The sequence below is a fragment of the Shewanella hanedai genome (assembly GCF_007197645.1).
In the GTDB taxonomy this organism is placed as follows: domain Bacteria; phylum Pseudomonadota; class Gammaproteobacteria; order Enterobacterales; family Shewanellaceae; genus Shewanella; species Shewanella hanedai.
The window spans coordinates 1-18,879 of sequence record NZ_VKGK01000032.1; the positions used below are offsets into that span (position 1 = coordinate 1).

General features: G+C 43.5%; 16 protein-coding genes, 1 tRNA gene and 1 pseudogene. 9 read left to right on the forward strand and 9 right to left on the reverse strand.

Going from position 1 to position 18,879, the window contains the following annotated elements; genetic code table 11:
* Positions 1-120 precede the first annotated feature (120 nt).
* The 3 genes and pseudogenes from FN961_RS20265 to mak form a co-directional block, all read left to right on the forward strand.
* Positions 121-363 (forward strand): annotated as a pseudogene (locus FN961_RS20265) (glucose/galactose MFS transporter); the annotation flags it as partial.
* A 20-nt stretch (positions 364-383) separates the two neighbouring features.
* Positions 384-2,990 (forward strand): glycoside hydrolase family 3 protein, encoded by a 2,607-nt coding sequence (locus FN961_RS20270; RefSeq protein WP_144041991.1) that lies wholly within the window; start codon positions 384-386, stop codon positions 2,988-2,990.
* 45 nt (positions 2,991-3,035) lie between these two features.
* On the forward strand, positions 3,036-3,938 hold the full coding sequence (gene mak / locus FN961_RS20275) for a fructokinase (protein ID WP_144041992.1): 903 nt from the start codon (positions 3,036-3,038) through the stop codon (positions 3,936-3,938).
* 214 nt (positions 3,939-4,152) lie between these two features.
* Here mak and FN961_RS20280 read toward each other — a convergent pair whose 3' ends face one another.
* From FN961_RS20280 to rpsU, 7 genes are all read right to left on the reverse strand, one after another.
* The gene (locus FN961_RS20280; RefSeq protein WP_185972856.1) at positions 4,153-4,845 is read right to left on the reverse strand and encodes a DUF2711 family protein; all 693 of its coding nucleotides are present in this window, start codon (positions 4,843-4,845) and stop codon (positions 4,153-4,155) included.
* Positions 4,846-5,254: 409 nt separating this feature from the next.
* Positions 5,255-5,605, reverse strand: coding sequence for a VOC family protein (locus tag FN961_RS20285; protein WP_144042036.1), 351 nt, complete (start codon positions 5,603-5,605; stop codon positions 5,255-5,257).
* A 1,289-nt stretch (positions 5,606-6,894) separates the two neighbouring features.
* A tRNA-Ile gene (locus FN961_RS20290) sits at positions 6,895-6,971 on the reverse strand.
* A gap of 216 nt (positions 6,972-7,187) precedes the next feature.
* A complete protein-coding gene (gene rpoD, locus FN961_RS20295) occupies positions 7,188-9,023 on the reverse strand; it encodes an RNA polymerase sigma factor RpoD (RefSeq protein WP_221936140.1) in 1,836 nt (611 codons plus the stop codon).
* A gap of 125 nt (positions 9,024-9,148) precedes the next feature.
* Positions 9,149-10,876: a DNA primase gene (dnaG, locus tag FN961_RS20300; protein ID WP_144041994.1), complete on the reverse strand. Its 1,728-nt coding sequence runs from the start codon at positions 10,874-10,876 to the stop codon at positions 9,149-9,151.
* Positions 10,877-10,975: 99 nt separating this feature from the next.
* Complete coding sequence (locus FN961_RS20305; RefSeq protein WP_144041995.1) at positions 10,976-11,419, reverse strand: GatB/YqeY domain-containing protein; 444 nt, start codon at positions 11,417-11,419, stop codon at positions 10,976-10,978.
* Between the two features lie 6 nt (positions 11,420-11,425).
* Positions 11,426-11,641 carry a 30S ribosomal protein S21 gene (rpsU, locus tag FN961_RS20310; protein ID WP_012323795.1) on the reverse strand — a complete coding sequence of 72 codons (216 nt, stop codon included), beginning with the start codon at positions 11,639-11,641 and terminating at the stop codon, positions 11,426-11,428.
* A gap of 375 nt (positions 11,642-12,016) precedes the next feature.
* Between rpsU and tsaD the strand changes: the two genes are divergently transcribed.
* Positions 12,017-13,030, forward strand: coding sequence for a tRNA (adenosine(37)-N6)-threonylcarbamoyltransferase complex transferase subunit TsaD (gene tsaD, locus FN961_RS20315; protein ID WP_144042038.1), 1,014 nt, complete (start codon positions 12,017-12,019; stop codon positions 13,028-13,030).
* A gap of 110 nt (positions 13,031-13,140) precedes the next feature.
* On the opposite strand, the gene plsY is transcribed toward tsaD, so the two are convergent.
* A complete protein-coding gene (plsY, locus tag FN961_RS20320) occupies positions 13,141-13,755 on the reverse strand; it encodes a glycerol-3-phosphate 1-O-acyltransferase PlsY (RefSeq protein ID WP_185972857.1) in 615 nt (204 codons plus the stop codon).
* A 611-nt stretch (positions 13,756-14,366) separates the two neighbouring features.
* Between plsY and folB the strand changes: the two genes are divergently transcribed.
* The 5 genes from folB to FN961_RS20345 all read left to right on the forward strand — a co-directional run bounded on the left by folB (position 14,367) and on the right by FN961_RS20345 (position 18,012).
* Positions 14,367-14,720, forward strand: coding sequence for a dihydroneopterin aldolase (gene folB / locus FN961_RS20325; RefSeq protein WP_144041997.1), 354 nt, complete (start codon positions 14,367-14,369; stop codon positions 14,718-14,720).
* Positions 14,721-15,221: a 2-amino-4-hydroxy-6-hydroxymethyldihydropteridine diphosphokinase gene (gene folK, locus FN961_RS20330; RefSeq protein WP_144041998.1), complete on the forward strand. Its 501-nt coding sequence runs from the start codon at positions 14,721-14,723 to the stop codon at positions 15,219-15,221.
* Positions 15,222-15,285: 64 nt separating this feature from the next.
* The gene (locus tag FN961_RS20335; RefSeq protein ID WP_144041999.1) at positions 15,286-16,086 is read left to right on the forward strand and encodes an undecaprenyl-diphosphate phosphatase; all 801 of its coding nucleotides are present in this window, start codon (positions 15,286-15,288) and stop codon (positions 16,084-16,086) included.
* Between the two features lie 28 nt (positions 16,087-16,114).
* Positions 16,115-17,008 (forward strand): class I SAM-dependent methyltransferase, encoded by an 894-nt coding sequence (locus FN961_RS20340; protein WP_144042000.1) that lies wholly within the window; start codon positions 16,115-16,117, stop codon positions 17,006-17,008.
* A 98-nt stretch (positions 17,009-17,106) separates the two neighbouring features.
* Positions 17,107-18,012, forward strand: a complete 906-nt coding sequence (locus FN961_RS20345) for a L,D-transpeptidase family protein (RefSeq protein ID WP_144042001.1) — start codon at positions 17,107-17,109, stop codon at positions 18,010-18,012.
* Positions 18,013-18,424: 412 nt separating this feature from the next.
* On the opposite strand, the gene FN961_RS20350 is transcribed toward FN961_RS20345, so the two are convergent.
* Entirely contained in the window at positions 18,425-18,691 is a 267-nt protein-coding gene (locus FN961_RS20350) for an Lpp/OprI family alanine-zipper lipoprotein (protein WP_144042002.1), read from the reverse strand.
* Positions 18,692-18,879: the final 188 nt, after the last annotated feature.

Consider the following 18,879-nt stretch of genomic DNA (forward strand, 5'->3'; position numbering starts at 1 on the left):
ACCCGTATGGTTACCGGGTAACATAGTACGCCTTAGTGGAGGCTTGAGCCGTATGCAGTGAAAGTTGCACGTACGGTTCTTAGGAGAGCGGCACTTGGTAACAGGTGCCGCTTATCCGACCCTACTATTTTCAGCTTAGCGTTACAAGATTTAGAGCAGCACACCAGCCAAGGTTCTGGCATTTTATGTTTAGCGATTGTTGGTGGTGCCATTGTTCCGCTTTTCCAAGGGATCTTAGCTGATAGCTTTGGTATACAAATTGCCTTTGTGTTGCCGCTACTTTGTTATGGCTTTATCGCGTATTACGGCATGAAAGGTTGTGATGCAAAACGTCCGGTAGCGCACGTTCCAAATAACACATAATAATTAAGAGGTTTTGAGATATGAGCGGGCTTGTGTACAAAGGTTCATGGTTAACGATAACGTCGATGGCAGTCAGTGTCGCGATAACAATAGGGGCGACAGGTTGTGGTACTGGTCAGTCACTAGACACTGCAACTGCTGTCGAGTCGATAGAGAGTGATCAAGATGATGCTTTTGGAGGCAAGCCAACGGACATTGCTATTTGGCCTGCGTTGGATATTCCTCATCGCGATAATTTAAAGGTTGAGCAGCGAGTCAGTGAGCTGTTAAGTCAGATGACATTAGCGCAAAAAGTGGCGCAGATGATCCAGCCTGAAATACGTGATATTAGCGTTGAAGATATGCGTCAATATGGCTTTGGCTCATACCTTAATGGCGGCGGTGCATATCCTAACAATGATAAACATGCCTTACCTTCAGATTGGATCGCGCTGGCAGAAGAGATGTACCAAGCGTCAGTCGATGCCAGCCTTGATGGTTCGAGTATTCCCACTATGTGGGGCACCGATGCCGTTCATGGTCACAACAATGTGATTGGGGCAACGCTGTTTCCCCATAATATTGGCCTTGGCGCGGCAAATAACCCTGAACTTATTCGAGATATCGCCTCCATTACCGCTAAAGAGGTGATGGTGACAGGCATTGATTGGGTTTTTGCGCCAACAGTGGCTGTAGTGCGTGATGATCGCTGGGGGCGCACCTATGAGGGCTATTCAGAAGATCCTGAAATCGTACTTGCCTATTCGAAAGCGATTGTTGAAGGCCTACAGGGAAAAGCCGATGAAGCTAACTTCCTATCGTCTGAGCATGTCATCTCAACAGTGAAACACTTTATCGGTGATGGCGGCACACAAAAGGGCGATGATCAGGGAGACAATGTCATCGATGAACAAGGGCTATTTGATATTCATGGTCAAGGTTATGTTGGTGGGTTAACTGCGGGCGCACAATCTGTGATGGCCTCTTTTAATAGTTGGCATGGTGTGAAGAATCATGGCAATCGCTATCTATTGACTGATGTACTTAAAGACAAAATGGGATTTGATGGCTTTGTTGTCGGTGATTGGAATGGTCATGGACAGATAGTGGGTTGTTCGAATGAAAGCTGCCCTCAAGCGGTTAATGCCGGGCTTGATATCTTCATGGTGCCCACCGATGCGTGGAAACCTTTGTATGAAAACACGATTGCCGAAGTGAAGAATGGCCAGATCCCCCTTGAAAGAATAGACGACGCGGTTAGCCGTATTTTACGGGTAAAAGTTCGTGCGGGTTTATTTGATAAACTCAGTCCTGCTTTGCGTCCGTTATCTGGCAAGCTTGAGTTAATAGGCCATGAGCGTCATCGAGCAGTGGCTAAACAAGCCGTGAAGGAGTCGCTGGTTTTGTTGAAAAACCAAAACAACATTCTGCCTTTATCTCCCAAGATGAATGTATTGGTTGCTGGCGATGGCGCTGACAATATTGGGAAACAATCTGGTGGTTGGAGTCTGACATGGCAGGGAACGGATAATCAAAACAGCGACTTTCCTGGTGCCAGTTCAATTTACCGTGGCATTGAGCAAAAGGTACTCGATGCGGGTGGCCGTGTTTCACTCAATGAAGAGGGGGCATTTACCGCAGAAAACCGCCCGGATGTCGCCATTGTTGTATTTGGCGAAGAGCCCTATGCAGAAGGCAATGGCGACATTGATAATCTAGAGTATCAAAGGGGCGATAAGCGAGATTTAGCCTTACTGAAAAAGCTTCAGGGTGAAGGGATCCCCGTGGTTTCGATCTTTATCAGTGGTCGACCGTTATGGATTAATCCTGAACTCAATGCATCTGATGCGTTTGTGGCCGCTTGGCTTCCTGGAAGCGAAGGAGATGCGATTGCTGATGTGTTGTTTTCAACCCCTGATGGGCAGATAGATACCGACATGACTGGCAAACTTTCTTTTTCGTGGCCTTCAACACTAGAACAAACCGTGGTCAATCGTTTCGATGCTGATTACCAGCCGTTGTTTGAATATGGCTATGGTTTGTCCTACGGCGATAAAGACGTATCAAGTGTCGTGTCAGAAGTGAAGGCGGTGGACTTAACACCCTTGCAGCCCTTGGCAATATTCAATAACGTCGTCAAAGCCCCGTGGCATTTATCCATCGGCACGCCTGATAAACAGGAGGTGATCAGTTCGAGTATTCAGACTCATGGCCCTGTAAACATGCGAACCATAGACAGAATGGTGCAGGAAGATGCCCGCAAGCTGAACTTAGATGGCACCGAAGCTGGCGTGGTGGTGTTTGGTGCTAACTTCACTAAAGACCTTCGGGCATACGCATCGAATAATACGGTTGTGTCATTCGATGTAAAGTTAGATAACCTGAAGCCAAGCAGTGTTCAATTATCACTTGTTTGCGACACACCCTGTAGGACAAGTGTTGAGTTAGCTGATGAGTTTCAACAAGCACTTGGCTCTGGCTGGCACAACATAACCGTTGATCTCGCTTGTTTCGAATTGACCAGTGAGCAGCTTTCAAAAATTCAAAGTCCTTTCTTGTTGACCTCTAAAGCAGAGATGACGCTGAGTTTATCGGACATATTTTGGCTACCTCAATACCATGAACAGCCTGATATTTCATGTCATTGACCCGTTACGCCTTTAGAGTCGTGCGTTATTATTGGAGAAGAGCAGATGTATAGAATTGGTATTGATTTAGGTGGCACTAAAATTGAGTTAATCGCCTTAGATGCACAAGGCGGTGAGGCCTTTCGTAAGCGTATCCCAACGCCCAGAGAGTATCAATTGACGTTAGATGCCATCGTGACCCTTGTTGAAGACGCTGAGCAGTTACTTGGTGAACAAGCAAGTGTTGGAGTTGGTATTCCAGGGATACTGTCACCCTTTACCGGCAAGGTGAAAAATGCCAATTCAACCTGGATCAATGGTCATGCCTTAGATGTCGATTTAGGTGATAGATTAAAACGAGAAGTGAGGGTTGCTAACGACGCCAACTGTTTTGCAGTGTCTGAAGCGGTTGACGGTGCAGCCAAAAATAAAGGGATGGTATTTGGCGTTATCATCGGTACCGGCTGCGGTGCGGGTATTGCGATAAATGGCCGAGTCCATGCTGGTGGCAACGGCATTGGAGGTGAGTGGGGACATAACCCGCTACCTTGGATGACGGCAGAAGAGCACCATTCAACAAGTTGCTTCTGTGGCAACAGAGATTGCATCGAAACCTTTATCTCTGGCACTGGCTTTGTACGTGACTTTTGCGAAGCGGGTGGCAAAGCCTCTAGTGGGATAGAGATAGCTGAGATGATGGCCCAAGGAGATGAGCTTGCTACTCAAGCCTTTACACGTTTCATCGGCCGACTCGCCCGCTCTTTAGCCCATGTGATCAACATACTGGATCCTGATGTCATCGTATTGGGCGGTGGCGTATCAAATATCGATGCCATTTACAGTGAGCTCCCCGCAGTGCTGCCACTTTATGTATTAGGCAGGGAATGTGAAACACCCGTGGTTAAGAATCAATACGGCGCATCATCCGGCGTCAGAGGTGCCGCGTGGCTGTGGGGCAGAGATGCGTAAACTTCTTTAACTGACTCGCATAAATACAGAAACCTGCAGCCATGCAGGTTTTTTGTTGGAGTATTATCCGGTTTCAGTAAAAAGGTGCAATTGACAATGCTTGTCCAACTTACTCATGTTCGACTACCATTGGCCATTGTAGGATAATGACTTAAAAACAGTTAAATAGAATTGTTCACAAACATGATAACTGTCAGATTTTAGTCACAGCACTTTAGTTGCCTACTCCCCAGTAAACTTTTGTTCGTTCGTCACAATAAAACCCTTCAATCTCAGCCTTATTTATTAGTGATGTCAAAAGCTTATTATTAGCACAAATAAAGGTGCAGTGACTGTCCCAATGTGTCGCTATCAAAATTTTTTTATTGGGAGTATATGAACACGCTGAATATGGTAACTCATCTTTAATAAGGATATCCTCTATCCACTTTAGTCTTCTCTCTATTCCAAATTCGTCGCCAACCCAAAGCCATTCATAACCTAGCTCATGTAAAGCTGACAATAACTTTCCTTCAACAAATGGGCATATGCACCCTTCGTCTGGAATGCTAATACTGGTCTCTTTGCTAAACTGACGTATCGCATCAGAGAATGCTTTGTTTTCAAACTGGCGCTTAAGCCCACCAATATGTGTTCGTAATCCAACATCCATCTCGGAAGGAGTGTTTAATGACACTTTAGATATGATCTCAGCCCAACTGATAGCCGTACAGCCACTTCTTATCTCGGCATTGGTAGGGAAATCATCACCTTCAAATTTATTCATTGGTATGTTATCGGGCTTGTAAAATTGATGATATGCAATGAATACAGAGTTAAATCTGTTTTTATAATAATCTAGTATCAAGTCATCACTGGGGAATGATGCGTATATATCAAATGTAGGTAATATCTTTTTCTTAACCACGATTTTCCCTTTCAGTAGTTCTTAAAATCAACTAATTAGTGGGCTGAGCGATAAGATATCATTCACAGAGTACTTAGTTTCTACAACTAACTATGCCTGTCCAAATTTGTTTTGTTTCACCTTTTCATTCAGTTCCGTTAATTTTTGGATCTCAGGTAGTTGGTATTGGAGTATGCCCCAAATCATAATCAACGGAATGACAGCGTGCCATAAGAAGCCATTAAAGAACTACAATGACGTAAAAGTAATTTGGATAACTACATATTAGAATAACTTGAGCCAATAAGGAGCGATGGGCATTTGTCCTACAGCCAAAATCGGTAAACCAAAAATGATAAACATAGGCAATAGTGAGAAAGCTAAAAAGAAAACATTATTCCTTTAATTAGCTAATAATCTCAATTTTTCATCATTCTGACCAAACTGCGAATTCATTTCCATTTGGATCACTAAAGTGAAATCTTCTACCGCCTGGAAATGAAAATATTGGTTTAACAATTTCACCACCTGCTTTCTTAATTTTATCTTGGGTCGCTTCAAGTAAGTTAGCGTATAAAACAATTAGAGGGCTTCCATTTTTAGTAGAAACAACTAAATCAGATTTAAAGAAGCCACCATCAACTCCCTGAGCGGCAAAACTACAATAATCGGGTCCATAGTCTACAAATGACCAGCCGAAAACTGTGTTAAAAAAAACTTTGGTAGCTTCAATATTTTTTGCTGGAATTTCAATATAATTAATTTTATTATTTTTAGTCATTTCAGTGCTTGCATCCTTAATCACATCTGAGTTATTTGCACTTGTACTAGCTATAAATAAAGATAGCGCCAATGCGAGAATATATTTCATAAACCTTCCTGATTAGATAACAGCTTATTCAATGGCAGCACGATAACGTTCCAGTCGGCCTTCATATTTTTAACCTATCATTGCTAGGTCGCCGCTGTAAACAGATCACAGCTTATAAAAATTTAGAGAATTTCGTAAGCCTCTATCTTTAGCTAAACAACCAAACAAAAAAGTGGTTTACCACGGAGGACAGGAGGATCTCGGAGATAAGCAAACGACAATAACTTTAGGAGCTAAATAGAAGAGAGGAATAACCTAGTGTGGAAGCGGCCGCGAGTTTCGATTTCAGGACGAAGTTGCACCAATTGCAACTCTTTGAGCGTGAGGTAGGGATGCCGAACTGGCAGTTTAACAAGGAAGTTATTGGCAACCGTAAAGCGGCCATGGAGGGCTTTATAGCGGCTCGCAGAAGTATCTGCACATACGCCCACCGCAGGTGATAAACAGCAATGAAGATTCAACCTTCAATAATCAGGTCCAACACCAAATTAAGCCAGAAGCTAAATCAGAAAATGTAATCAGTCTTCATTCAAAGGCTAACAAGCTTTCACCGCGGAGGACACTGAGGGCCACGGAGAAGTGCAAAAACAAACTACAACATCATAAGCCAAACTAACAAAGGGGTCGTAACGAATTAACTAATGGTTAAATCGAAGAGATAACCTTCTTGTCAATCAGCAAGTGTAGATACGGCTGCGAGCTTCGACTTCAGGGATGAAGTCGTAGAGCGTATAGGGATATATTTACAGCGTCTCGCAGAAGTGTCTGCACACACCACGCTGGAGGCGATAGGTAACAATGGATGTGCGACTTCCAATGATCAAACTCAATAACAATGAACCAAATCAGAAAATGTAATTAGTCTTCGTTCGAAGGTAATACCAATCAGTATAAAGATGTGATCGCTCAGCGAGAGTTTAGCGCCTCTGAGGTAAGGCAACGAGTGAGAAGCATAGTTGTTCTACGGTTAAGCTCGTTAACACAGTATCAGAGGCGCTAAAACTCGCCCTTTGGGTGTGTTTTTGGCTACCTACTTCTGCGTTGAATGAACTCACAAGGGAATAACCATTCCGTCATCCATTCGCCTTGAATTAGTTTGCCAAAAGCCACACTGAGTAGATCACTTTCTTATACTGATTGGTATAAGGTAAATTCCAGACACAAAAAAACCTACACAAGGTAGGCTTATCTGTTTAAATTGGTGGCCCCTCCCAGACTCGAACTGGGGACCTGACGATTATGAGTCGTATGCTCTAACCAACTGAGCTAAGGGGCCTACTTAAGGAAGTCGTCACTACCGAAAGCGAACAGAAGTATACGAGTTTTAAATGACGTTGTCACCTGTGATTTGATAAGAAATTGCAACTTTGAACTCAACTGCTTATCTGTTAATCGATATGCGGATTTGTGGCGTCAGAATGCTGAAATTAAACGCAAAAAAAACCTGCCGAGTAGGCAGGTTTTCATTATTTACTTAATTCTTAGAGTATGACTACTCGTCGAGGAAAGATTTTAAGATCTCTGAACGTGAAGGGTGACGCAGCTTACGCAGTGCCTTAGCTTCAATTTGACGAATACGCTCACGTGTTACGTCAAACTGCTTGCCCACTTCTTCAAGCGTGTGATCGGTGTTCATGTCGATACCGAAACGCATGCGCAATACTTTCGCTTCACGAGCAGTTAGACCTGCAAGTACTTCATGAGTGGCGTTCTTCAAGCTTTCGCCTGTTGCCGAGTCTAGAGGTAGCTCTAAGGTCGTATCTTCGATGAAATCACCTAAGTGCGAATCTTCGTCATCGCCGATAGGGGTTTCCATTGAGATTGGCTCTTTAGCAATCTTAAGTACTTTACGGATCTTATCTTCAGGCATCATCATACGCTCTGCCAGCTCTTCAGGAGAAGGTTCGCGACCCATCTCTTGTAGCATTTGACGTGAGATACGGTTTAGCTTGTTGATGGTTTCAATCATATGTACTGGAATACGGATCGTTCTTGCTTGGTCAGCAATAGAGCGAGTGATCGCCTGACGGATCCACCAAGTTGCATAAGTTGAGAACTTATAACCACGACGGTATTCAAACTTATCAACCGCTTTCATTAGACCAATGTTACCTTCTTGGATTAGATCCAGGAATTGTAGGCCACGGTTGGTGTATTTTTTCGCGATAGATATAACCAAACGTAAGTTAGCTTCAACCATCTCTTTCTTAGCACGGCGAGCTTTAGCTTCACCGATTGACATACGACGGTTGATATCTTTGATAGCAGCAATCGCAAGTCCAGTTTCTTTTTCAATGGCATCAAGCTTTGCACGACAACGACGAACGTCATGCTCAACCATCTCTAAACCTTCAACATAAGGCTTTTTAGAGGCAAGTTCTTCATCAAACCATGCGATGCTACTTTCGTCAGAGGTGTAACCTTTAACGAAGTTTTTCTTTGGCATTTTAGCTTGTTCAACACACAGTTTCATGATGAGACGTTCTTGAACTCGAACTCTATCCATCATGGCGCGCATGCTTTTGACTAAGCGGTCAAACTGCTTAGGCATTAAACGGAACTCTTTGAATATCTCACCGATGTCAAAAAGAGCTAACGTTGACTCTGGGTGTCCACGGCCTTTTAGATTGATGATTCTAAGTGTGTTTTCATGGGCTGCGCGAAGTTGAGTGAAGCGCTCTTTAGCTTCTTCAGGATCCGGACCTTTTGGACCTTCCTCCTCTTCATCATCGTCATCATCTGATTCACTATCTTCATCATCAAGCTCTTCATCAGAAAGCTCTGAACCAACGTGAGTTGCTGTTGGAGCAACATCTTCAGCGTTTGGATCGACAAAACCTGAGATAATGTCAGACAAACGGACTTCTTCAGCTTCGTAACGGTCGAATTGCTCAAGGATCATAGCAATCGCTTGCGGGTATTCCGCAACGGATGCCTGAACGGTGTTGATCCCTTCTTCTATACGCTTGGCGATAACAATTTCGCCCTCACGAGTAAGAAGTTCAACTGTGCCCATTTCACGCATGTACATGCGGACTGGATCAGTTGTGCGGCCTAGTTCGGCTTCTACCGTTGCAAGTGCAGCGGCAGCTTCTTCGGCAGCATCGTCATCGGTGCTGTCTTCAGACATCATGATGTCATCTGCATCCGGTGCCTCTTCATAGACCCGAATACCCATGTCATTAATCATCTGGACAATATCTTCGATCTGGTCGGCATCGACCATATCTGCAGGCAAGTGATCGTTCACTTCTGCATAGGTTAAGTAACCTTGCTCTTTACCTTTGGCAAGCAACAATTTAAGTTGCGACTGAGGAGTGTGCTCCATAGATATCATCCAAGTTGGGTAACAGTTAAAACGACGCACATTGATTGCTGCGCAAATCGTCAATTATAGCCTTGTGTGTTTCAGTGTGCTAGTCATAAATGCTTACATATCAGGTCAGATATACCTTATTTGAGCCCTTTTATGACAGCAATAAGCTTAGTCAGTTGTATCCTTTCATCTTTAGTATGGTTCTGTTTTAGACTGAGCTCTTGATATCGCTGTTCAATATATTGATTATTGAGCCAAACCAAGGTTTTCCTAAACTCGAAATGCAAGTTTTCATCCGCCACTTGATGGTCCCATTGGGTCAGTTTTTTTAGGGTGCTAAGTTGATTATCGCCCCTGAACTGCTCAAGTAGTTGTGCGCTGTTTTTAACTTGTTTACGAGTTATGTCTAATAAAAGAGTCAGCAAATCTATGCCGGCCATCTTTAAATGTTTCAGTGCAGGTTGCTCTGGCAAACCTTCACCTAAAAGAGGATTTTGTACTAGCAAGGCGATGGCAAGTCGCAATGGTGTTCCTCGTCCTTTTAATGCTTTTGTTTGAAGCGGTTTAGCTTGCTCTTTAGCGGAGAAGCCTAACTTTTTCTTTAGCTCTTCGGCACTGTTCATACCGAGTTTATACGCTAAGTTTTCAAGTAGTAGACTTTGTAAAACAGTGTCTTGTACTTTTTCAATTAGTTTTATTGCCTGTTTTGCAAGTGTACCTTTATCAGAACCATGTTGCTTAGCTAAAGTTTCAAAAAGAAACTCAGGTAGCAACTGTGCTTCGTCAACTTGGCTTTCAAACACGTCTTTTCCTACCTGACGGACCATGGTATCTGGGTCTTCGCCTTCAGGAAGGAACATAAATTTCACTTGATTCCCTGGTTTTAACAAGGGAAGTGCAGTCTCGAGTGCTCGCCATGCGGCTTCTACACCCGCTCTATCACCGTCATAACAGCAGACAACCTCTTTGGCACTTCGCAATAAAAGCTGAAATTGTTCAGCGGTTGTTGATGTGCCTAATGAAGCTACTGCGTAGTCGACACCAAATTGAGCCAGTGCGACGACATCCATATAACCTTCGACAATGAGCACTTTCTGTGCATCTCTGTGCTTTTGTTTAAGCTCATAGAGACCATAAAGTTCATTGCCCTTATGAAATATGGGCGTTTCTGGAGAATTCAAGTACTTTGGCGTACCATCGCCTAAAACTCGACCACCAAAACCGATAACTCGGCCTCTTCTGTCTCGAATTGGAAACATAAGTCGGTCACGAAATCTATCGTAACGCTTGCCGTTGTCATTTTCTATTACCATGCCGGCGGTAAGCAATTTATCTTGTGCACCCGGACTTTGGCGGTATCGGCTTAATAAGCCATCCCATCCGTCAGGTGCAAATCCAATATTGAAATGTTCAACCACTTCATTGGAAAGTCCTCGATGTGTTAAATAATCGAGCACCTTTTGTTTGTCATTATTTTGTCTAAGCTGATTCTGAAAATACAGACTTGCTTCTTCCATTAACTGGTATAAATCACGACTGAGTCCTTCGTCGCGTTTGGGCCCTGACCCTTGCTCTCTTGGAACTTCAACACCAAGTTGACCTGCAAGATCTTCAATGGCATCTATAAAGTCGAGTCGGTCATACTCCATTACGAAGTCAATGACGTTGCCATGTGCGCCGCACCCGAAGCAGTGGTAAAACTGTTTATCTCGGCTTACGGTAAAAGAGGGCGATTTCTCGCTATGAAAAGGGCAACAGGCAGAGTGATTCTTACCCGCTTTTTTTAAGGGTACTTTAGCGTCGATTAGATCGACTATGTCAATTCGAGCTACTAGCTCATTGATGAAATCACGAGGTATCGCCATTAGTCAGTAAATAACGCCTTTCGCGAAGAAAAAAAAACATAAATGATATAAACAAACAAGCCGCGCAAGTGCACGGCTTATTCACGCATTAAACATAAATTACTTAAGTTTTGCTCTGATCATAGCGCCAATTGCCGCCATGTCTGCTCTTCCTAAGACCTTCGGTTTTAATGCACCCATTACTTTACCCATATCCGCCATGGAGGATGCGCCCATTTCAACAATGCTTGCATCAACTAGCTGAGCAACTTCCTCTTCGGAAAGAGGTTGAGGCAAAAAGTCTTCAAGAACCTTGATTTCTTCTGCTTCAATTGCCGCTAGCTCATCACGTCCAGCTGCACTGTACTGTGCAATCGAATCGCGACGCTGTTTAACCATTTTGGTTAAGACCGCTATAGCCTGATCGTCGTTTAGAGTTTCGCGGGTATCCACTTCAATCTGTTTGACGGCGGCTAGTGCCATACGAATAGTCCCTAAGCGTACCTTTGCTTTGGCACGCATAGCGTCTTTCATCTGTTCTTTTAGCTGATCAACTAGGCTCATAAGAGTTTAGTATAAACGTACGCGACGAGCGTTTTCGCGTGAAAGTTTCTTAGCAAGACGCTTAACAGCAGCGGCTTTAGCACGCTTACGTGCAGTAGTTGGCTTCTCGTAAAACTCACGAGCACGAACATCAGCTAAGATACCAGCTTTTTCACAAGAGCGCTTAAAACGACGTAAAGCTACGTCAAATGGTTCGTTATCGCGTACTTTAATTATTGGCATACGCCATCACCCCTTAGGTGTAGTTGTTGGGATCAATTTCTTGACCCGAGTTAATTTAAAAATGGTGCGGAATTCTATACCGACTCCGACCACTTTGTAAAGCCTATATTGCGATCCAAATACAGATCTTTCGGCCAACATCCGATCATATTTAAGCCTAGCCCAAATAGCAAGGTGAATAAACAGGGATCTGCTTGATAAATTACGCAGAGAATTTAACGGTCATTTGATGACTTAGCCTAGGTTTTTCGCTCGAAATCGATGGGGCGATCCAAATAAGCGGTTATTTGCTGTGCTCTGAGAGGGAATATATTGATATAAGGTTGCAACAGCAGGTAGAATTGTCGCCCTATTTTGACTGTTTGACGGGATATGATGCGGGTTTTAGGTATTGAAACATCTTGCGATGAAACAGGGATCGCTGTTTATGATGACGAGTTAGGCTTGTTATCACACACATTGTACAGTCAGGTAAAGCTGCATGCCGACTACGGCGGAGTTGTACCTGAGTTAGCCTCTAGAGATCACGTAAGAAAAATAGTTCCTCTTGTTAAGCAGGCCTTAGCTGAGGCCAATTGCACCTTCGACGATATTGATGGCGTAGCTTATACCAAGGGACCTGGATTAGTAGGTGCTTTGCTCGTGGGCGCGTGTATGGGAAGAGCGTTAGCGTATTCGTGGGATAAACCTGCAATAGGCGTTCATCATATGGAAGGGCATTTGCTTGCGCCTATGCTTGAAGATGACGTTCCCGCATTCCCGTTTCTTGCCCTGCTTGTTTCTGGCGGACATTCAATGCTGGTTGGCGTTGAGGGGATTGGTAAGTACGAGGTGTTAGGCGAGTCAGTCGATGATGCGGCAGGTGAAGCATTTGATAAGACGGCCAAGTTGATGGGATTAGATTACCCCGGTGGTCCACGTCTGTCTAAACTCGCTGCTGAAGGCGAAACAGGTCACTACCGTTTTCCACGTCCGATGACAGATAAGCCTGGCCTTAATTTTAGTTTTTCGGGGTTGAAAACCTTTGCTGCCAATACTATTGCTAAAGAGCCTGACGATCATCAGACCCGTGCAAATATTGCTTTAGCGTTTGAAGAGGCGGTGGTTGATACCTTGTCGATAAAATGCCGCCGTGCATTAACGCAAACGGGCTATCAAAACTTAGTGATTGCTGGCGGTGTGAGTGCCAATACGCGTTTGCGCAGCTCTCTTGCTGAGATGATGACATTCCTTGGTGGTAAGGTCTATTATCCACGAGGTGAGTTTTGTACCGATAACGGTGCAATGATAGCTTATGCTGGCTTGCAAAGGTTGAAGGCTGGTCAAATGGACGATCTTGGTGTGAAAGGTGTGCCACGTTGGCCATTGGATACACTGCCACCGGTATAATATTTTCTGGCTAAAACGGTAAAGTATTCATCAAAGAAATGAACACCCCTATTGATAGAATCATAGCGGTGTTTTTTTATGCTCAAAAAAGGAGGTATTAGCCGTGAACCTTAGCTTTCTTTTCCTGCTTTATTCACCTTCTTGCGTGAAAACTTAGCTTCTTCACCTTTTAATAATCTGCGAATGTTGTCTTTATGGCGAATAATAATGAGCGCCGATAACATGGTGACAGGGATAACAAATCTGTCATCCAAGAACCAGGTATAAAAGGGCGCGAGCAGCGCGGTGACAATTGCGGCAAGGGAGGAGTAGCGGCACACAAGCACCATGACTATCCAAGTGCCACCCAGTAGCAGCGCTAACATAGGGCCTATCGGTGCCATAGCCCCAAAAGCTGTTGCGACCCCTTTTCCGCCTTTAAAATGAAAAAACACGGGGAAGATATGCCCAAGACAGGCGGCCACGGCAATGATCCCAAGTGAAACGGAGTCTAAGCCTAGGCGGAAGGCGATATAAGCGGGTAAAGCGCCCTTTAACATATCAAAGAACAGCACCAGAGCCGCAGAGCTTGCTCCACCGATACGCAATACATTGGTCGCACCTGGATTACCGGAACCTTGTGTTCTGGGGTCGGGTAATCCTCGCAATCGACACACCAGCACAGCACTCGAAATTGATCCGGCCAAATAGGCGGACAATATCATTCCTAAAGTAAGTGCTGTCATGGTCAAATTGGTTTCCTTATCCTTCTTAAGGTATCATCGCGCCACAATATTTTTAGACTACATTTATCTCGCATCACTCCCGATGATAGAGTGAGCTATTTAGGTAATAAAAATATTGAGCCAACATGAAATTTGTTGGAATTAGCGGGGGTATTATGACCCTTTTCTATTGAAATTGTCCCGATTTAGGACTTTCGTTAGAATATATACTCAAGTGACCTCAAGATGCTCGTTTCAGAGCTCCCGTAGGATAGCTGAACAAGGCAGTGATTGATACAATGGTTATTCCATTGTTGATATCACTAACGCAGTGCAGATATTCTACGGGAACTCCCGAAGGGCAAGGCGAGAAGCAACATTTTTCTGCGTTATGAAATATTGAATTAGAATAACTAGTCCAGCCATTTCATGCCTTGAACTCTGTCACTTCTCGACATGCTGAATCCTGTATCTTGAAGTCACTTGGGTATAAACAATATCACTGATTAGATTGGGATTATATCTTCTTTATTCGATTTAGCTTATCTGACCTCAGTGATTGACATTTAGTGTATTAAAGTTTCTTTAGATATTATTTTTCACCCTTTAACGCGTTTATCATTGAGGTTGTCATGGATAGGGTATTAATCAGGCAGTTAAAAATTGAAACCATTATCGGTATCTATGAATGGGAAAAGCAGATCCACCAAACTTTGTTGGTCGATCTCGATATGGCTTGGGATAACAGACCCGCTGCCGCAACCGATGATTACAAGCATGCACTTTGTTATGAAACGGTATCAAATCGCTTAACCGCACTAATCACCGATAAGCCCATCGAGTTGATTGAAACGGTGGCTGAGATGATCGCTGATTGTTTAATGAATGAGTTTACTGTGCCTTGGGTCAAAGTGACTGTGATGAAACCGGGTGCTGTACCGACAGCGGTTGCTGTTGGTGTTGAGATTGAGCGAGGACATGGGTAAATGAGCGTAAGAATTTTTATCAGCTTAGGCAGTAATATTGAACCTGAGCGTTACATTAAGGCCGCGTTAAGTGAGTTAAGCTATCATTTTAGCAACTTGCTTTGCTCATCGGTGTTTGAGAGCGAATCGGTAGGGTTTGATGGCAGTAACTTTTTAAACATGGTCGTGGCGGCTGACACTGATTTAAGTATCCCTGAGGTTATTGCCGTTTTTAAGAAGATAGAGCAAGCCCACGGACGTATTCCAGGGGCAAAGAAATTCTCAGCAAGAAGTTTAGATCTTGATCTGCTGCTTTATGACGAGCTTGTCACGCAAGATCCGATTGAGTTACCTAGAGCTGAGATTTTAACCAATGCATTTGTGCTCTGGCCTCTAGCAGAGATTGCACCTGAGTTGCTGCATCCCGTTGCTGCTCAGTCTTATCAATCCTTGTGGGATGATTATGATAAGTCGCAACAGAAGCTCTGGACCATTCCATTCACCTGCCCGCAAATGGCATAACGTAAACTTAGGTTACTCAATATAAGTAACCGAATCATAGATTGATATTTTTTAAAGGAAGTTCATGGACACTTTTCAGGTCATCGTACTAGCGCTGATTCAAGGCTTTACTGAGTTTTTACCTATTTCAAGTTCGGCGCATCTCATTTTACCTTCGCAAATATTAGGCTGGGAAGATCAAGGGTTAGCATTCGATGTTGCCGTTCATATCGGTTCGTTATTAGCGGTCATACTTTATTTCCGTAAAGAGGTTGTGTCGTTATTAACCTCATGGGTTGCCAGCATATTCAAGGGAAAGCAGACTGATGACAGTAAGCTTGCCTGGTGGATCATTTTAGCTACGTTACCCGCAGTGGTGCTTGGTTTTACATTAAAGGATTTAATTGAAGAGTATTTGCGTGGTCCGGGCGTTATTGCCATTACTACCGTTATTTTTGGTTTGTTATTGTGGTGGGCAGATAGAATGTCTCGCTGTGAGTTGACGGAATACCAAACCGGTTGGAAAAAAGCATTGCTGATTGGCTTTGCACAGGCGTTGGCACTTATCCCTGGTACGTCGCGTTCAGGTGCGACAATTACCGCTGCGTTAATGTTAGGTTTAGGTCGTGAAGCAGCGGCTCGATTCTCTTTTTTAATGTCGATCCCTGTTATTTTAGGTGCGGCGTTATTGATGGGAAAAGATCTGGTTGAAAGCGGTCATGCCATCGACTACACCTCATTAGCACTGGGCATCCTTGTGTCATTTGTGGCTGCGTATGTTTGTATCCACCTGTTTTTGAAAATTATCAGCCGTATGGGAATGACGCCATTCGTTATTTACCGTTTGGCATTGGGCGCATTGTTATGCGTCTTTATATTTGCGTAATACCAATTGGTATAAGAAAAGAGAAATCATGAAAAGTCTTTACCTTTGTCCTAAGTGCGAACAACCTCTGTTAATTCATGAGGCTTCTCAAGGACTACACTGTTGTAAAAAACACCATTTTGATAAGAATGAAAATGGTTATTGGATTTTTAGTCAGGCTAAGAAACCACAAATTGATTCTAGGCAGATAATGAGAGCAAAACGATTCCTGCTGGAATCTGGCATCTTTCAACCTGTTGTAGACGTTATCGATACGATGATACAACAGGCTGAGCTCGCTGAAGGCCCGATTAATTATTTAGATTACGAGTGTGGTGAAGGCTATTACTTAAGAACCATTAAGGACAAGCTAGCTCAAAGTCCTGAGGGTGAGAAGCTTGCACAAAGGCTGAATGCTTACGGGATCACAGAGGCTGAAAATGCTATTTTTTCAGCGGCTAAAATCCAGTCTGAAGCGAATGCTGAAACGCAAGCACAGGATGAGAGCATCGATACCGAAGCCACTGATAGCCACTTTATTGTCAGTACGCTAAAGAAATTACCTTTTGCCAGTGAAAGCTTTGATTTAATCACCTTGATTGATAAGCAGCTTAAGGGGAAGGAGCTAATCAGGTTGTTAAAAACGGGGGGATATCTCATTCAAGTTTCACCCGCGCCGCGCCATTTATGGCAGATTAAATCGATGGTTTATCCGGATCTAACTGAAAAAGAGTTAGCGTTACCTAAGTCGAGTGAGCTTGAGTTACTGCACACAGAACAAGTGAGCTTCACGCTGCCTATCGATGGTACTCAAGCTTTAGCGTTACTTGAGATGACGCCTTATGCTTGGCGTGCGAACGAGAGAGTGCGTAAACAGTTAGCGTCCAGTTCATTTGATTCACTTGAGATAGATTTTCTTATTAGTTTATCTAAGAAGAGATAATACTAAGTCAAAGGTTTTCTTCAGCTTCAGCTCAGGCTAATCTTTGGTTTAAATAAGTAAAAAGTAAGCTTTAAACACAACAGGAAGTAGAGTTAATTATGATGCGAGTCATGCTGTGGTTCATTGTAAGTTTAATCCCTTCAATTGCGTCGGCCAATGTTTATCCGTTACCTGATAAAGGCAGTCGTCTTATTGGTGAGATTAAAGAACATATTGTTGTTCAGGGCGATTTTTTTCAAACGATAGCCAAACAGTACAATATTGGCATTCTTGAATTGATGGAAACTAATCCTGGGGTCGATCCTTTTTTGCCAACCGTCGGTACTCGCATCGTTATCCCTACTCAGATGTTACTGCCAGATGTACCTCGTACAGGCATCGTCATTAACCTGCCTGAGCTGCGTCTGTATTACTTCCCTGAAAATGGCAAAGAAGTTCATGTTTTCCCTGTCGGAATAGGCCGTATTGGGCGTGAAACTCCAGAAATGGTGACTAAGATTAAGTCGAGGATCCCCAATCCAAACTGGACACCTCCTGCGAGTATTCGTAAAGATCACTTAGAAGAACGTAGTGAAGTACTGCCGCGGGTTGTACCAGCAGGCCCTGATAATCCTTTGGGTAAGTATGCGATGCAGCTTTCCTATGGCGATGGCAGTTATTTAATTCACGGTACAAACAAAGATTTTGGTATTGGCATGCGAGTCAGTTCTGGGTGCATTCGCCTCAATCCTGACGATATCGAGTGGTTGTTTAACCAAGCCAAGTATGGCGATGCGGTTAGAGTGATCAATCAAACGGTGAAGATATCTTCGGAGCCTAACGGTGCACAGATTATTGAGGTTCATTCAGCCTTATCTAAGTCTGAATCTGATGCAAGCAGAGAGAAAGTTGTCAGCTTGAATGCGGCTATTGTTAAATTTATCAGCCAAGGCAATGTAGACAACTTTAAAGCCAATGATGCTTTGCTAGCCCAAGATGGAATACCGGTTAATATCAGCCTATAAAACGGATAAGCAAATAGTACATAGCGCCTTAAATTGGGCGCTTTTTTATGCCTGATTGGTATGAATGTCGCGCAATTCAAATTCGTTGCTTGGCAGTGTCGTCGTCAGAATAACCTCATTGAACATGATGCCACTTAACAGCGTCCAGAGCGTCTTTTATTACTTTATTGATACCATGTTTAGCTTGCGTTAATTTGCAGCGAAAAAGTGATGTCTATTGGTCAGTACAGAGGTCGAACAGTTGGAAAGTCAGGCGCAGAAGTAGCTTTATACCAATATATAAAGTGGGTTAAGGCTGTTAATCATTTGGGCTTGGTTGAGTATGACGGGGATTAAGTATTAGGCAGTGATAGAGCAAGATTTCAAAGAGGGGATATATCGGCAACACAGATGTGTTGCCGATACAGACAAATTACTTCTTGTAAGAAGAAGCAACGTTGTCAATGCGAGCGTTAGCGCGCTGAGCTTCTGCTTGAGCATCCATAGCAGCTGCTTTTGCATCTTTTACGTTTGCAGAAAGAGCGCCTTGCTCAGACTTAAGCGAACTAACTTCAGAAGAAAGTTGGTCTACTTTGTTGCCAAGGTTAGCTACACTTTCTTCAAGAGCAGTAGTGTTTGCACAGCCACCTAGAAGGGCAGTCATTGCTACGCCAGCAATCATAAGTACTTTTTTGTTCATTGGGAAATCCCTTTTAAATAGGTTGGGTTAAATTGCACAGCTGTAAATTACAACTGAGCTGGTTAATTATGTCATAGCTGGTGTATTTTGCTACGAATTTTCACCCTAAGGCCTGAATACCTTAATGAATATAGGAAAAAAAGCAAGTTGAACCCTTTTTTTTCGACAGTTTAACGCCTGAGAACAAC

Coding starts and splice junctions, on each gene's coding strand:
- FN961_RS20350 (WP_144042002.1), bottom strand. CDS start 18,691: ATGAACAAAAAAGTACTTATGATTGCTGGCGTAGCAATGACTGCCCTT.
- FN961_RS20305 (WP_144041995.1), bottom strand. CDS start 11,419: ATGAGCCTAGTTGATCAGCTAAAAGAACAGATGAAAGACGCTATGCGT.
- FN961_RS20340 (WP_144042000.1), top strand. CDS start 16,115: ATGAAAAGTCTTTACCTTTGTCCTAAGTGCGAACAACCTCTGTTAATT.
- dnaG (WP_144041994.1), bottom strand. CDS start 10,876: ATGGCGATACCTCGTGATTTCATCAATGAGCTAGTAGCTCGAATTGAC.
- FN961_RS20285 (WP_144042036.1), bottom strand. CDS start 5,605: ATGACTAAAAATAATAAAATTAATTATATTGAAATTCCAGCAAAAAAT.
- FN961_RS20345 (WP_144042001.1), top strand. CDS start 17,107: ATGATGCGAGTCATGCTGTGGTTCATTGTAAGTTTAATCCCTTCAATT.
- folB (WP_144041997.1), top strand. CDS start 14,367: ATGGATAGGGTATTAATCAGGCAGTTAAAAATTGAAACCATTATCGGT.
- FN961_RS20270 (WP_144041991.1), top strand. CDS start 384: ATGAGCGGGCTTGTGTACAAAGGTTCATGGTTAACGATAACGTCGATG.
- rpsU (WP_012323795.1), bottom strand. CDS start 11,641: ATGCCAATAATTAAAGTACGCGATAACGAACCATTTGACGTAGCTTTA.
- plsY (WP_185972857.1), bottom strand. CDS start 13,755: ATGACAGCACTTACTTTAGGAATGATATTGTCCGCCTATTTGGCCGGA.
- tsaD (WP_144042038.1), top strand. CDS start 12,017: ATGCGGGTTTTAGGTATTGAAACATCTTGCGATGAAACAGGGATCGCT.
- folK (WP_144041998.1), top strand. CDS start 14,721: ATGAGCGTAAGAATTTTTATCAGCTTAGGCAGTAATATTGAACCTGAG.
- mak (WP_144041992.1), top strand. CDS start 3,036: ATGTATAGAATTGGTATTGATTTAGGTGGCACTAAAATTGAGTTAATC.
- FN961_RS20335 (WP_144041999.1), top strand. CDS start 15,286: ATGGACACTTTTCAGGTCATCGTACTAGCGCTGATTCAAGGCTTTACT.
- rpoD (WP_221936140.1), bottom strand. CDS start 9,023: ATGGAGCACACTCCTCAGTCGCAACTTAAATTGTTGCTTGCCAAAGGT.